Genomic DNA, 15513 nt, shown 5'->3' with positions numbered 1-15513 from the left:
GAATTGAGCATACGATCAGCACACAAATTTACGAGAATTTTTTGGTTCTAAACTACTTGAAATAATTAGTGTACACCGCCTGTAATGGCTATTACTTCACCAGTAATGTAAGCGGCTTTTTTTGATGCTAAAAAAGACACCAAATTAGCCACTTCTTCGGGGTTGCCAAACCTGTTGGCAGGAATCATTTTTTTAAGGCTAGCTTCATCTAAACCCTCTGTCATATCAGTTTTGATAAAACCAGGAGCTACTGCATTTACAGTGACATTGCGTTTAGCAACTTCTTGAGCCAATGATTTTGTGGCAGCAATAACCGCACCTTTGGCTGCTGAATAATTGGTCTGTCCTGCAACGCCTTTAAGTCCTGAAATGGAAACCATATTTATAATGCGACCATAACGGTTCAATAGCATTTTTTCTATGAGATGATTGGTAACGTTGAAGAATCCATTGAGGCTGGTGTTGATAACGTCGTTCCATTCTTGAGATTTCATCCACATAAAAAGGCCGTCTTTGGTAATACCTGCATTGTTGACCAATACTTCAATAATTGCATCAGACTGCTGCTCATGCCAAGAGTTTAATGCTTTTTGAACATTTTCATAATTGGACACATCAAATTGAATGATCTGACCAGAGCCTCCTGCGGCTTCAACCTCTTTTAGAGTTTGAAGGGCAGCGTCGTTATTAGAATTATAATTGATAAGAATTTGATAGTCTAAATCTTTGGCGAGTTGGACACAGATGGCCTTCCCGATGCCTCGAGAACCTCCGGTAATTAGTGCGAATTTTTGTTGTTTGGACATTCATTGTTGTTTAATTCCTGCAGATATGTTGAGGATTAGTTTTTTCTCCCGCAAATCTCGCAGATTTATTCTGTATTCATCTATGAAATCGGTGGCACTATTTAGTTTGCTTCATTTATTAAAAAATCCTTGACCGCATTCACATACGGATACATTATCACATCCTCCGTAAACTTTGGAACAATGGCGCGGACATCGTCAAACATTTTATTTGTTTTGGAAGAAACTTTATCCTTTACATCCAAATATTCAATGGCTTGAACGATGGTAATTAATTCAATCGCCAATACTTCATAAGCATTTTCAATCACTTTTTTGGTAATCAGTGCGGCGTTTGTTCCCATGCTTACAATGTCTTGATTGTCATTGTTATTTGGAATGCTGTGAACATACATTGGATTGGACAACATCTGATTTTCTGCCGTTGTTGAGGTGGCTGTAAATTGCACACCTTGCATTCCGAAATTTAAGCCAAGTTTTCCAAGATTCACAAATGGTGGCAAAATGTTATTAAGATTTGGGTTCAGCAAATAGTTTAATTGGCGTTCAGCCAGCATTGAAGTTTTGGTTACTACCAATTTTAATTTATCCATTTCCAAAGACACATAATCGCCATGAAAATTACCGCCGTGATAAACATTCTTATTTTTGACATCAACAATAGGATTGTCGTTTGCAGAATTGACTTCCTCAATCAAGATGGTTTCAACCGCATCTAGAGTATCCATAACAGGTCCTAAAATTTGTGGGACACAACGCAAGGAGTAATATTCCTGTACCTTATCCTCAAAAACAGCTACGTTTTTGACTTCATTATATAAATGGTGTTCCCTTTTTTTAATCAAGGAGCTATCTTTTAAATGGTCGCGCATCCGTTTGGCAATCTCCCGCTGACCTTTATGTTTTTTGGATTGGTTCAATTCAAGAGATAAATGGTCATCATAGGCTTTTACAATTTCATTAATGGCTGAAGAAGCTAGAATCATCCAATTCAAAAGTTTTCGCGTGTAAATAGTGTTGACGATACCAACACCTGTCATCACTGAAGTGCCGTTCATGAGTGCTATGCCTTCTCGCAATTCTATGGCGATGGGTTGTAATTTTGCTTCTTTAAAAACGTCTTCAGTTGGTTGCTTTTTGCCTTTATAAATCACTTCACCTTCACCAATCATCACCAAAGCCAAATGTGCCAATTGCACCAAATCGCCGCTGGCACCAACGCCTCCATGCTCATAAATAACGGGTGTAATATCTTTATTGATCAATTGTATCAGCAATTCAATTACTGATTTGTGAACTCCCGAATTTCCCAAAGAGAGTGTGTTGAGTCGCGCTAACATGGCAGCTTTAACATATAAAGGCGGAATGGGATTTCCAGTCCCTGAAGCATGGCTTCTTATGAGGTTATATTGAAGCTTTTTGCGCTCAGAATCTTCAATTTTATACTGCGCCATTGGACCAAAACCCGTATTGACACCATAAATAATCTTGTTTTCTGAAAATGTCTTTAAAAACGTGAAGCTTTTATTGACTGTTTCAATAACATTTTTGTTGATCTGAATCTTTTTATTTTCAAATAAAATTTGTTGAAAATCGTCAATTCCTAAAGTTCCATTAAGTTCTAACATTTAGAGTGGGTTCACAATGTTTTTTAAATAGTTTAATAACCAGAAGTAAAAGTGGTTATTTTTGTGCTACAAATGTAAAATAATAAATCGTTTAATTCCATTTGCATTATGAAGGATGTTGAGGTTGATGTTTTGATTATCGGGGCCGGGCCTTCCGGTTGTGTTGCCGCAGCATATTTACACAAGCATGATGTGCATGTTAAAGTGGTTGAAAAGAGTGTATTTCCCCGATTTGTGATTGGTGAGAGTCTTTTGCCACGATGTATGGACCACTTTGAAGAGGTAGGCCTATTGGACTGTTTGATTGCTCAAAACTTCGAAATAAAAAGTGGAGCACGATTTATAAAGGGCGACACGATTTGTGAATTTGATTTTGCTGAAAAATACACTGATGGCTACGATTGGACTTGGCAGGCTCCAAGAGCGGATTTTGATTATGCACTTACAGAAGAATTAAAAAAACAGGGCGTTGACATTACTTTTAGGCAGGAGGTTGTTTCTGTGGATTTCAACAACGATGGTTCGTCTCAGACTACAATAAGAACTGAAAATGACGAATCATTCAAGATACATGCAAAATTTATTATAGACTCCAGTGGATATGGACGGGTTTTACCAAGACTGTTAAATCTTGATAAACCTTCTACAATTCCGGAGCATTCGTCCATTTTTAGCCATGTCAAGGAAATGGATCGTCCAGAAGGAATGGAAGGTACTTTTATAACTTTTGATGTGTTGGATGCTGATACCTGGTTTTGGGTTATTCCTTTTAGCAATGGCAATACAAGCATTGGATTTGTGGGTAAGACTGAATATATTAACAGTTTTGACGGAACGCCAAGCGAACGGTTGTCAGAGATGATAAAGCAATCATCCTATTATTATGAGCGATTTAAAAATGTTGATTTCTTATTTGAACCTAAAGTTATACAGAATTACTCAAAATCAGTCACCCAACTTTATGGAAAAGGCTATGCGTTAACCGGAAACAGTGCAGAATTTTTGGATCCTGTTTTTTCGTCAGGAGTTACTTTTGCAACAGAATCGGGATTAAAAGCTGCGAAATTGATCACTAGGGAATTGAAGAATGACGCTGTTGATTGGGAAAAGGAATATGCAGCATACATGAAAAAGGGCGTTGCGGTTTTCGCATCCTATGTTAAGGAATGGTACACCGGAAACTTACAGACCATCTTTTTTGATGGTGCCAATAACCCAGAGATTAAAAGACAGATTTGTGCGGTTTTGGCAGGCTATGTTTGGGATGAAACCAATCCGTTTGTGAAAAATCACAATAGATTAATCAAAACGGTTGCAAATGTTATCCATTTAGAAAGACGAACATCCAAATAAGATCTTAGTCCTGATAGTTGTTTTGATGTAAATTTGGAGAAGAAGGTAAGGTTGGACTTATGTAAATTGTATTTTATTACTTTTATCGTTTATTTCCTGCATTCCAACTAAAATGCTATCTAAGAATTGTTTGCGTTATTAAATGTGACTATTTTCAAACAAAAAATAGCAGTATTTTAATAGATATTCAAAAAATACATATATTTGACATTGTGATTTAAAGCAAATTAAATTAAAAATCATGTATTTCATCGATAAAATACGCACTTTGCGGATGTTTTTATCGTTTTTTTAATTTGTTAATTCACTTTTTTTTATACATTTACGTCATAATGATTGGACAAAACAAGAAGATTCTATCCTCACTAGTACTTATATTAATAAGTATTGCAGCCACTGCTCAAAGTGCAGTTGGGGGTGGTGAAGGTCCTCCGATTCCCGGAGGAGGTCCTGGTCCTCCGGGTGCGCCCATTGATGAAGGATTGCTTATTTTATGTGTTATCGGAGTTATTTATGGAATTTACAGAATTTTAAAGCACCCTAGAAAACTCACCTAACTGGATGTTTGAAGTTCATAGAGTCTTTTAATATATTTTCCTAAAACATCAAATTCTAAATTTACCATACTGTTTTCTTTTAACAGTTTAAAAGTAGTGTGCTCGTAAGTATATGGGATTATTGCAACGCTAAATTTATTTTTCTTGCTATTCACCACTGTTAAGCTTACCCCATTGACGGTAATTGATCCTTTTTCAATGGTTATATTATTTAATGAAGGATCATATTCAAAAGTGAATAGCCAACTTCCGTTTTGCTGTTCAATGCTTTTACAAACTGCTGTTTGATCTACATGACCTTGTACGATATGCCCATCCAGTCGTTCACCAAGCTTCATGGCACGTTCCAGGTTAACTTTGTCATTAATATTTAATTTTCCTAGATTGGTTTTATTTAGGGTTTCCCTGATAGCGGTAACCTCATAGAAATCCTCGTTTAAAGAAGTGACCGTTAAGCACACGCCGTTGTGGGAAACACTTTGGTCAACTTTTAATTCAGAAGAAATAGTGCTTTTAATTGTGATGTGAAGATTATCATGGTCTTGTTCCAAATTTGTAACAACTCCTAAATCTTCAATGATTCCAGTAAACATATTGTCGAATAATTGGTTAAATTTGCATGGTGTATTGGTCAACAAAGATAAGACTTTAATGAAGATTTTTTAGAGATACTCTTAATTAGAAAAGAATCTCATTAAAATGCCAGGATCATGAATAATTCAATATAAGGATGAAAAAAGACGAACAAATTAGAGTGGGGATTTCTGTGGGTGATTTAAACGGCATTGGTTCAGAAATCATTTTAAAAACATTTGAGGATTCTAGAATGCTCGAGTTTTGTACCCCTATCATCTTTGCTTCGATAAAAACCATGTCTTTCTTTAAGAAACACTTTGAAAGTGGTATAAATTTTCATGGGATTAATGACTTAAATCAGGTTATTGAAGGTAAAGTAAACGTTTTGAACGTCTGGAAAGAAAATATTGAGATTGCCTTTGGTCAAGAAGATTTGAAAGCTGGCGAGTACGCACTAAAATCTTTGGCAAGTGCAACAGAAGCTTTGAAAGTTGATGCTATTGATGTGTTGGTGACTGCCCCAATTAATAAGTTAACCATCCAATCAGAAAATTTCAAATTTCCGGGACACACCAATTATTTAGCTAAGGAACTTGGTGGTAACAGTCTTATGTTTATGGTAACTGATAATCTTAAAGTGGGACTCTTGACGGATCATGTGCCTGTTAAGGATGTTGCTCAACAAATTACAGTAAAGCTTGTAGAAGAAAAGGTACAGGCTGTTTATGACTCCTTAGTAAAAGATTTTCGGGTTAATAAACCAAAAGTTGCTGTTTTAGGAATTAACCCTCATGCGGGAGATAATGGGGTAATTGGAGACGACGATGAGAAAATTTTAAAACCAACACTTCAAAAAATTAGAGAAAAAGGTAAGTTGGTATATGGTCCCTATTCTGCTGATAGTTTCTTTGGTTCTAAAAACTATCTCAATTTTGATGCGATTATTGCTTCCTATCATGATCAAGGGCTCATCCCTTTTAAAACAATCACCTTTGGTGAAGGCGTCAATTATACTGCTGGTCTCAGTAAAGTAAGAACGTCTCCAGATCACGGCACTGCGTTTGAAATTGCAGGAAAAGGAACAGCGGATGAAACCTCATTTAAAACAGCTGTCTTTACTGCCATTCAAGTTTTTAAGAATAGAAAAGAATATAAAAAGCTCTCGAAAAATCCTTTAAAAAGGGCGCCAAGAAAGATATAAACATTTTTTGTTAATAGCTTCTGTCTAATACAAAAATATTTTCTATATTTGCGCCCTCAAAATGAATGTGATCATGAAGCCCTTAAAAGAGTATAACATACAATTTGTAGGTTTAAAATTAGGAAAGCACCATTTTGATTATCAAATTGATAAAAAGTTCTTTGGATATTTTGAGTATGATGATTTTAATGATGTAAATGTAGAAGTAGATTTGCTTTTTGAAAAAAAGTCGACACTTTTAGAATTGCATTTTAAAATAGCAGGCATTGCAAATGTCAATTGTGACACCTCCAATGAGCCTTATGATCAAAAGATTGAAGGTGATTTTAATTTGGTAGTCAAATTTGGAGATGAATATAACGATGAAAATGAGGAGATTTTAGTGTTGCCTCATGGTGAGTATGAGCTTAATGTGGCACAGTATATCTATGAATTGATTATTTTGTCTATGCCTATAAAAAGAATCCATCCTGGAATAGAAGATGGGACGTTGCAGTCTGACATACTTAAAAAATTAGAAGAATTAAGCCCAAAGGGTTTAGACGATAAGGAACAATCAGAGGATATTGACCCTCGTTGGAATACATTAAAAAAACTATTAACGGATAAATAACAATATAAAATGGCACATCCTAAAAGAAAAATTTCTAGAACTAGAAGAGATAAAAGAAGAACACATTACAAAGCGGTTGTTCCAACAATTGCAACGTGTCCAACTACAGGAGAAGCACACTTATTCCACAGAGCTCACTGGCATGAAGGAAAACTTTATTACAGAGGTCAAGTGCTTATCGACAATTCTGAGAAAGAGGAAAATTTAGCATAATTACTATGCATGCATATAATAAAACGCTCAATCTTGAGCGTTTTTTTGTGTTTAATTTTTGAAAGTCTGAAAAACAACCTAATTTGCATCATATCTGAGTAAAATTCAGTAAATTCTATAACAATTTGCTGCTTTAGCCTATTTCTAGGTCAAATTTCAGGTCATTCTAATATAATAAAATGAGTAAAATCACTGCTGCAATTACTGCCATAGGTGGATATGTGCCTGAATATGTATTGACAAACCAAATTTTGGAAACTTTGGTCGATACGAATGATGAATGGATAACCTCCAGAACAGGAATAAAAGAAAGAAGAATTCTCAAAGAAGATGGTAAAGGCACTTCTTATTTAGCCATCAAAGCCGCCGAAGATCTTATTGAAAAGAAAGGATTGGATCCTAAGGAAATAGACTTGGTCATTGTCGCCACGGCAACACCAGATATGAAAGCCGCTGCTACGGCCGCTTATACAGCTACAGAAATAGGGGCTATAAATGCATTTTCATTTGATTTGGAAGCTGCATGTTCTAGTTTCTTGTATGGCATGTCAGTGGCTGCGCGATATATTGAATCCGGAAAATATAAAAAAGTACTTCTGATTGGTGCTGACAAAAACTCGTCAATGATCAATTATAAGGATAGAGCTACCTGCATAATTTTTGGAGATGGCGCAGGTGCGGCATTATTTGAGCCAAATTTAAAAGGCTATGGACTTCAGGACGAAATTTTAAAAAGTGACGGGAGCGGGAGAGAATTCTTACAAGCCACTTATGGTGGATCTTCCTACCCTTCAACGCCAGAAGCGGTTGCTGAAGGAAAACATTATATTTTTCAAGAAGGTAAAATGGTTTTTAAAAACGCAGTTTTTAATATGGCTGATGTTACCGAAAAAATTCTCTTAAAAAATAATCTTGTTAAAGATGATATTTCGTGGTTGGTTGCTCATCAAGCCAATAAACGTATTATTGATGCCACTGCAAGTAGAATAGAAATTGATGAAACTAAGGTAATGACCAACATCCATAAATATGGAAATACTACATCTGCCACGTTGCCATTACTTCTGTTTGATTATGAAAAGCAGCTAAAAAAGGGTGACAAATTGATATTTGTTGCTTTTGGAGGAGGCTTTACCTGGGGGTCAGTGTACCTTACATGGGCGTATAATTCATAAACTAACTAAACTTTTAAATATTTAAAATTCTGACTATTATGGATATAAAAGAAATTCAAAACTTAATCAAGTTTGTTGCTAAATCTGGCGCAAGTGAGGTTAAATTGGAGATGGATGATATCAAGATCACCATTAAAACTGGCGGTGATGATAAAGGAGAATCCACAACCTATGTGCAACAAATACCAATGGGTCCAGCGCCTGTTGCTCAACCACAAGCTCCTCAGCCAGTAGGCCAAATGCCAACAGTTACGGCACCTATCGCTGATGAAAATTCAAAATTCATTACCATAAAATCGCCAATTATCGGAACTTTCTATCGTAAACCATCACCAGACAAACCTATGTTTGTTGAAGTAGGTAAAACGATAAGTGAAGGAGACGTTTTATGTGTCATTGAGGCCATGAAATTATTCAATGAAATTGAATCTGAAGTTTCGGGAAAAATCGTTAAAATTTTAGTTGATGATTCGTCTCCTGTTGAATATGATCAACCTTTGTTTTTAGTAGATCCATCATAACCAATTGAAAATTCCAATAAACAAATCCCAAAATCCACGACCTGGAATTTGGTACTTGGAATTTGAAATTTTTAATTTGAAATGTTATGTTTAAAAAAATATTAATAGCCAATAGAGGTGAAATAGCACTGCGTGTTATCAGAACCTGTAAGGAAATGGGCATAAAGACGGTTGCGGTTTATTCAACTGTTGATGCTGAAAGTCTGCATGTCAAATTTGCGGACGAAGCGGTTTGTATAGGACCACCAGCCAGTAGTGAGTCTTATCTGAAGATGTCAAATATTATCTCTGCTGCTGAAATTACCAATGCTGATGCCATTCATCCAGGATATGGTTTCTTGTCAGAAAACGCAAAATTTTCAAAAATTTGTGAAGAGCACAATATAAAATTTATTGGTGCTTCTCCAGACATGATTGAAAGAATGGGAGATAAAGCCTCGGCTAAAGCAACCATGAAAAAAGCGGGAGTTCCTTGTGTTCCCGGGAGTGATGGTATTCTGGAATCTTTCGAACAAGCCGAAATCTTAGCTAATGAAATGGGCTTTCCTGTTATGTTGAAAGCTACAGCCGGTGGTGGCGGAAAAGGAATGCGTGCCGTATGGAAAAAAGAAAAACTTAGAGATGCATGGGATTCTGCACGTCAGGAGGCTAAAGCATCCTTTGGAAATGATTCAATGTATCTAGAGAAACTCATTGAGGAGCCGCGTCATATTGAAATACAAATTGTAGGCGATTCAACGGGAAAAGCGTGTCATCTTTCAGAGCGTGATTGCTCCATCCAGCGACGTCACCAAAAATTGACGGAAGAAACGCCTTCGCCATTCATGACGGACGAACTTCGTGATAAAATGGGTCTGGCTTCAGTGAAAGCTGCAGAATTCATTAAATATGAAGGTGCTGGAACCATTGAGTTTTTAGTAGATAAGCATCGCAATTTCTATTTCATGGAAATGAACACGCGTATTCAAGTAGAACACCCTATTACAGAACAGGTCATTGATTTTGATTTGATCAGGGAACAAATTCTTGTAGCCGCAGGTGTGCCGATCTCTGGTAAAAATTATACACCAAAATTACATTCTATTGAATGCCGTATCAATGCTGAAGATCCATATAATGATTTTAGGCCTTCACCGGGTAAAATCACAACACTTCATGCGCCTGGAGGCCATGGTGTACGTTTGGATACGCATGTTTACTCAGGATATACAATTGTTCCTAACTACGATTCCATGATTGCAAAGTTGATTACCACTGCACAAACGCGGGAAGAGGCCATCAATAAGATGAAACGTGCTTTGGATGAATTTGTGATTGAAGGTATAAAAACAACTATTCCTTTCCATAGACAACTTATGGACCATCCAGATTATTTGGCGGGCAATTACACCACCAAGTTTATGGAAAGCTTTAAAATGGAAGCACCGATTGAAGAATAAATTTAAAAACTCCAAAAGCAATTTTGGAGTTTTTTTTTGATAAGAATTAGTCCTTTCATTTCTTTAACATCTTATTTTTTGCTTATTATTTCTGAGGATAAGAGACACGAAAGAATATGTCAATAGTGACAAATAGTATATATAATGGTTGTTATTTTTCCTTAGTTTTATCCAATTCAAAAGCGGTCAATCCTATTTAGGAAAAGCGGAGTAATCCATCAGCTAAAACTACATACAATGAACCTATCGTATTGGGAAATAAAAAGTTATGTGTCAAATATCGACTTTACAGTTGTTGGAAGTGGTATTGTAGGACTTAATTGCGCATTAGGATTGAAAGCGCGTTTTCCCAAAGCCAACATTCTAATTTTGGAAAGAGGAGTTTTGCCTCAAGGCGCGAGCACTAAAAATGCGGGCTTCGCTTGTTTTGGAAGCTTAAGTGAAATTTTGGACGATCTAAAAACACATTCAGAGAACGAGGTTATTGAACTCATTGAGAAACGTCGGAAAGGATTGTCCCTTTTAAGACAGACCTTATCAGATAAGGCCATTTCATATCAACAGCATGGCGGCTATGAGTTATTTGATCAGGAGAATCCTGAAGGTTTTCACAATTGCATGTCGCAAATGGCTTATGTCAATGCAATACTAAAACCTCATTTTAAGAAGGATGTATTTGAAGTCAAAGACAACCTTTTTAACTTTGAAAATATTCAAGAACAACTTAGTTTTACATCTCTCGAGGGCCAGATTGATACCGGCAGAATGATGCGCTCGCTAACTCATTTAGTTCAGAGCAAAGGGGTTTTAATCCTTAATTCGATTTCAGTAGAAAATTTTGAAGAATTGAATGATCATGTTCATGTCAAAACGAATTTGTTTGATTTTAAAACGAATCGAATGTTAATTTGTACAAATGGATTTGCTTCTAATCTATTAGCAATTGAAGTTAAGCCCGCTAGGGCACAAGTGTTAATTACAAAACCCATTAAAAACCTTTCTATAAGAGGAACGTTCCATCTCGATAAAGGGTACTATTATTTTCGTAATATTGACTCCCGAATATTATTGGGTGGTGGACGTAATTTGGATTTTAAAACGGAAGAAACTGCTGAAATGGGCCAGACGGAAATCATTCAAAATAAATTGGAAGCACTCTTAAAAACAACTATTTTACCCGCAACCACTTTTGAAATCGACCAAAGGTGGAGCGGTATCATGGGTGTGGGAAATACCAAAAAACCAATTGTAAAACAGCTCAGTTCAAAAGTGTTTTGCGCTGTTAGATTAGGAGGCATGGGCATTGCCATAGGAAGTAACGTGGGCAGGGAATTAGCAGATTTAGTGGATTAAAATTTTGAATTGGAATGAATTTCAAAATTTATTGTTGTCGTCAGGGTTTTAAAACCTTGTAGGTTAAACTTTTAAATATATGATAAAACTCTTTAAATTTATTTTTAAACTTTTCTTATGGTTTTTGGCCATACCTATTATTGCCATCGTTATATATAAGTGGGTACCTGTTCCAGCGACACCCTTAATGGTCATTCGCTATTTTGAGCAAAAGGAGGCTAATAAAGAAACTGTTTGGAAACATGATTGGGTGACGATAGAGGAGATTTCGAAGAATTTGCAGTTGGCTGTAATTTGTAGTGAAGATCAGAACTTTTTGAAGCACAGCGGTTTTGATATGAAAGCTATTGAAAAAGCGTATGACAACAATCAAAAAGGTAAAAAAGTAAGAGGCGCGAGCACTATCAGTCAGCAAACGGCTAAAAATGTATTCTTATGGCCACAGCGCAGTTGGATCAGAAAAGGAATGGAAACCTATGTTACATTTTGGATTGAATTAATTTGGTCCAAGGAGCGTATTATGGAAGTCTATTTGAACAGTATTGAAATGGGGAACGGTATTTATGGGGCAGAAGCGGCTTCTCAATATTGGTTTAAGAAGTCTGCTTCAAAACTGAGCAAAAGTGAAGCTGCAGCTATTGCAGCAATCTTGCCTAGACCTTTAAAATATCGCGCCAATCCACCAACCAATTATATTGCCAGCCGCAAATTATGGATCATGAAACAAATGAGTTTCCACGGTGCTTTAAATTATGATACCAAAGATGAAAAGTGATCCCCAACTGAAGCTGCAACTCTACGCAAAATGTGTCATTTTTGTTGAGAATCGTTATTTAAAAATTCAAAATCAGATTGAAGAAATTCAGGAGTCCCTAACCTCTGAAACCAAAAGTAGTGCGGGCGATAAACACGAAACCGGCAGGGCAATGTTGCAACTGGAACGCGAAAAGGCGGGGCATCAGTTAGCAGAGGTTGAAAAATTGAATGCGGCCTTATCCAAGATTGATGTGACAAAATTTTCTGAAACGATAGGTTTGGGAAGTCTCATCTTTACCTCAAATGCTAATTATTTTATGGCTATCAGTGCAGGGCAATTGAGGGTTAACGACCAATCGTTCTTTGCCATTTCTCCAAATACACCCATTGGCTTATTGTTGATGGGAAAGAAGGTTGGCGATAAAATTGATTTTAGGGGCCATCAATTTATAATTGAAATTGTCGAATAGACTAAACTGTAAAAATATCACTGGATTTTAAAACCTGTGAGGTCTACACACCATTACAGGTCAAAATGTTTTATGTGGTCTCTTTTTATCTCTTTTAATTCTCCAAGGTGCATTCTTCTCCCAATCCCCAGCCATGATGCAGCCATAAGGTATTACTTCGTCAATAACGGTACCTAATCCAAACGCGTCCATTTGTTCTCTTACCGACTTGGCATCTTTATAAGCAGACGGTAGCTCTGTAATATCGATTTCCTTTGAGAAAAACCGAATATCCAATCCTTTGGTTTCTCTCTTAAAAATTTGCACGTCGGTTCCTGTCTTGCTTCTTCTATGTTGTGTACGGCTCATATTCCTTCCTGCACCATGAGGCGCAAAACCTAAATTAGTGGTTGTAGTTTTACCTTCTACAATCAATACAGGTTCTGACATGTTCAACGGAATCAGCCGGGGACCTGTAATGTCTGGCATAAATTTTTTGTCCAATGGTGTTGCGCCTTTTGCGTGGTAGAACAAGTCACCATCTTTGAAGACAAAATTGTGCTCATTCCAATACCGGTCTTCAATTTCAATATTTAGGGCTTCAGCAACTGAATTATGCACTACTTCATGATTGATTTTTGTCCAATTTCGGATGATTTGCAAGGCCTCCCAATAATTTTGTCCCGCTTCGGTTTTAAAAGGAATCCAAGCATTTTGTTTCTTTGTGTCTGGCGATAACGCTTTTCTAAATCGCTCAGCTATTTTCATGCCTTTGTCATATAAACGGGCACCCGGACCTCTAGATCCGTGGTGGGTAATCATCATGGTGTTGCCTGTTTTTTTGGACTTGCCCACGAATAAGAAATGGTTACCATCGCCTTGTGTTCCCAAATGCGATCTGGCAATCGATATCATGTGCTCCTCGTTCAGTAAGGGATTGCTTTCAAATGCCTTTAATAATTCCTCTGGAAACCTAAATTGTGTTCCTTTATTACGTCCGCCTGGACCGAAATGCGTGTTGCGGTGTGCTGCGTCTAAAACTTTTTTTGGGTCTGCCTTGCCAAAATCTGTGAGCATAACAGAGCAGCAAATATCAGCACTATGCATGCCTGGATGAATCGCGTTTTTGGCAACCGCAACACCTCCCACAGGAATCGTTCCGTCCGGGCCTGCGGGACAGGCATCGGGCATAATAGCGCCAGAAACCAAGGTAGGCGTTTTCATCAAGGTTTGCATAGAGTTGATTACTGTTTTCACGTTATCTTCTTCCAAGGCGTTTTCTGCCTTGATATTGATGGCGAAATCAACTGATTTTGAGTGTAACTTTATGGGATCGGGTAATTTGAATTGCTCCAAATAACTCTTCAAGGTTTCTCCTTCTAAATTATTTTCATTAATATGTTTAATGGCATTCTTCATCCATTTTCCTTGTCGGAATCCCAATGCGATTAAATCGTCTCCAGTCTTTTTCATTTTCTATTTTTATTATGTCCAACTTCTAATTGACCATTTTAAATCTTCTTTAATCTGATTAAAATACAATTATTTTAAACCCTGGCAAGGTTTGATACATTGACTTTTTTCTTCTAAGACTTCAGATTGGAAATAGCAGTTTTCAGATTGAAACTGCATTCTAATTTGAAGTAAACGAGTTTATAATTTATGCAAAAAAGAGCCCTTAAATTGTTATGGAGGCTGTATCTTTAATAAAATTAATTGCAAACTATTTGTGGAACTATCAGAATCGTATTATGATGTCATTATAATTGGAGGAGGATTGGCCGGTTTGTCCGCTGCAATCCATCTTCGAAAGCATGACCTTAAAGTACTGCTTATCGAGAAGAATTCCTATCCTCGACATAAAGTGTGTGGCGAATATATTAGTAATGAGGTCCTGCCATACTTAAAATTCTTGGATATTGATGTGTTTGCAATGGGTGCTAAAAAAATCAAAAGATTAGATATTTCAACCACTAATAATAAACTGATTACAGCCCATTTGCCCTTAGGCGGTTTTGGTATTAGCCGTTACACTTTGGATCAGGCCCTCTATAATAAAGCCATTGAAAATGGCGCATTGCCTGTACAGGATACGGTGATTGAAGTGCAATTTCTAAAAGATGATTTTAAAGTTGAAACGAAGGCAAACGGTCATTTTGTTTCAAAAATTGTTATTGGTGCCTATGGTAAAAGAACGCACTTGGATGTGAAATTGAACCGAAATTTCATTAAGAACAAATCGCCTTATCTTGCAGTAAAAACGCACGTTAAAGGTGATTTTCCGGAAGATTTGGTGGCGTTGCACAATTTTGAGGGAGGCTATTGTGGAGTATCTAAAGTAGAAGATGAGAGCATTAATCTCTGTTATATTACTGATTTTGAAGCATTCAAAAAATATAAGGATATTGATGAATTCCAACGGAAAGTTCTTTTCAAAAACAGGTATCTGAAATCTATTTTTGAAAACTCCGTGCCTGTTTTTGAAGCGCCATTAACGATTAGTCAAATTTCGTTTGAGCAAAAACAACCGGTCCAAGAGCATATCATGATGTGTGGTGATGCCGCTGGAATGATTCATCCACTTTGTGGAAACGGCATGAGCATGGCCATTAGAAGCGCTCAAATAGCGTCAGAGCGTGTTGTTGATTTTGTCCAAGAAAAGATTGGATCGCGGGATATGTTAGAGAAATCCTATGAAACGACCTGGAATCAGACTTTCAGAAACCGCTTGAAAGTTGGGCATGTTGTGGCCAATTTATTCGATAACACAATCTTGGCCAATTTATCACTGGTTGCGCTCAAAACAATGCCATCTTTAGTGCCTCAAATTATCAAGATGACCCATGGAAAGCCAATAATTATAAAATGAGCTT

The 15513-nt window shown here is 36.8% G+C and carries 15 protein-coding genes; 11 read left to right on the top strand and 4 right to left on the bottom strand.

Annotation, left to right across the window (positions count from 1 at the left end):
* Window positions 1–65 precede the first annotated feature (65 nt).
* Together flxB and flxA are read right to left on the bottom strand one after the other, a co-directional pair.
* Window positions 66–806, bottom strand: coding sequence for a flexirubin biosynthesis SDR family reductase FlxB (gene flxB / locus G525_RS0119635; protein ID WP_027127668.1), 741 nt, complete (start codon window positions 804–806; stop codon window positions 66–68).
* Window positions 807–907: 101 nt separating this feature from the next.
* Window positions 908–2434 (bottom strand): flexirubin biosynthesis tyrosine ammonia-lyase FlxA, encoded by a 1527-nt coding sequence (gene flxA, locus G525_RS0119630; protein WP_027127667.1) that lies wholly within the window; start codon window positions 2432–2434, stop codon window positions 908–910.
* A gap of 108 nt (window positions 2435–2542) precedes the next feature.
* Here flxA and G525_RS0119625 point away from each other — a divergent pair, with 108 nt between their 5' ends.
* Window positions 2543–3787, top strand: a complete 1245-nt coding sequence (locus G525_RS0119625; RefSeq protein ID WP_035480224.1) for an NAD(P)/FAD-dependent oxidoreductase — start codon at window positions 2543–2545, stop codon at window positions 3785–3787.
* Between the two features lie 553 nt (window positions 3788–4340).
* On the opposite strand, the gene G525_RS0119615 is transcribed toward G525_RS0119625, so the two are convergent.
* A complete protein-coding gene (locus G525_RS0119615; RefSeq protein WP_027127664.1) occupies window positions 4341–4937 on the bottom strand; it encodes a riboflavin synthase in 597 nt (198 codons plus the stop codon).
* Window positions 4938–5074: 137 nt separating this feature from the next.
* Between G525_RS0119615 and pdxA the strand changes: the two genes are divergently transcribed.
* From pdxA to G525_RS0119570, 9 genes are all read left to right on the top strand, one after another.
* Window positions 5075–6121 (top strand): 4-hydroxythreonine-4-phosphate dehydrogenase PdxA, encoded by a 1047-nt coding sequence (gene pdxA / locus G525_RS0119610; RefSeq protein ID WP_027127663.1) that lies wholly within the window; start codon window positions 5075–5077, stop codon window positions 6119–6121.
* 73 nt (window positions 6122–6194) lie between these two features.
* A complete protein-coding gene (locus G525_RS0119605) occupies window positions 6195–6734 on the top strand; it encodes a YceD family protein (protein WP_027127662.1) in 540 nt (179 codons plus the stop codon).
* 9 nt (window positions 6735–6743) lie between these two features.
* Entirely contained in the window at window positions 6744–6947 is a 204-nt protein-coding gene (gene rpmF / locus G525_RS0119600; RefSeq protein WP_027127661.1) for a 50S ribosomal protein L32, read from the top strand.
* Between the two features lie 179 nt (window positions 6948–7126).
* Window positions 7127–8122 carry a beta-ketoacyl-ACP synthase III gene (locus G525_RS0119595; RefSeq protein WP_027127660.1) on the top strand — a complete coding sequence of 332 codons (996 nt, stop codon included), beginning with the start codon at window positions 7127–7129 and terminating at the stop codon, window positions 8120–8122.
* Window positions 8123–8160: 38 nt separating this feature from the next.
* Entirely contained in the window at window positions 8161–8643 is a 483-nt protein-coding gene (accB, locus tag G525_RS0119590; protein ID WP_027127659.1) for an acetyl-CoA carboxylase biotin carboxyl carrier protein, read from the top strand.
* An 86-nt stretch (window positions 8644–8729) separates the two neighbouring features.
* Window positions 8730–10082 carry an acetyl-CoA carboxylase biotin carboxylase subunit gene (gene accC / locus G525_RS0119585; RefSeq protein WP_027127658.1) on the top strand — a complete coding sequence of 451 codons (1353 nt, stop codon included), beginning with the start codon at window positions 8730–8732 and terminating at the stop codon, window positions 10080–10082.
* A 237-nt stretch (window positions 10083–10319) separates the two neighbouring features.
* Entirely contained in the window at window positions 10320–11435 is a 1116-nt protein-coding gene (locus tag G525_RS0119580; protein WP_027127657.1) for an NAD(P)/FAD-dependent oxidoreductase, read from the top strand.
* A gap of 79 nt (window positions 11436–11514) precedes the next feature.
* Window positions 11515–12210: a monofunctional biosynthetic peptidoglycan transglycosylase gene (mtgA, locus tag G525_RS0119575; protein WP_027127656.1), complete on the top strand. Its 696-nt coding sequence runs from the start codon at window positions 11515–11517 to the stop codon at window positions 12208–12210.
* Complete coding sequence (locus tag G525_RS0119570) at window positions 12200–12661, top strand: 3-oxoacyl-ACP synthase (RefSeq protein WP_035480218.1); 462 nt, start codon at window positions 12200–12202, stop codon at window positions 12659–12661. Before mtgA ends, G525_RS0119570 begins: the two co-directional genes overlap by 11 nt.
* Window positions 12662–12721: 60 nt before the next feature.
* On the opposite strand, the gene G525_RS0119565 is transcribed toward G525_RS0119570, so the two are convergent.
* A complete protein-coding gene (locus G525_RS0119565; protein WP_027127654.1) occupies window positions 12722–14113 on the bottom strand; it encodes an RtcB family protein in 1392 nt (463 codons plus the stop codon).
* A gap of 256 nt (window positions 14114–14369) precedes the next feature.
* On the opposite strand from G525_RS0119565, the gene G525_RS0119560 reads away from it, so the two are divergent.
* Window positions 14370–15509 (top strand): NAD(P)/FAD-dependent oxidoreductase, encoded by a 1140-nt coding sequence (locus tag G525_RS0119560; RefSeq protein WP_027127653.1) that lies wholly within the window; start codon window positions 14370–14372, stop codon window positions 15507–15509.
* The last annotated feature ends 4 nt before the right edge of the window (window positions 15510–15513 follow it).

Source organism: Gelidibacter mesophilus DSM 14095, from assembly GCF_000423005.1.
Classification (GTDB): domain Bacteria; phylum Bacteroidota; class Bacteroidia; order Flavobacteriales; family Flavobacteriaceae; genus Gelidibacter; species Gelidibacter mesophilus.
The sequence above is the reverse complement of the archived record's forward strand: the minus strand, read 5'-3'. Positions and strand labels throughout refer to the sequence as shown.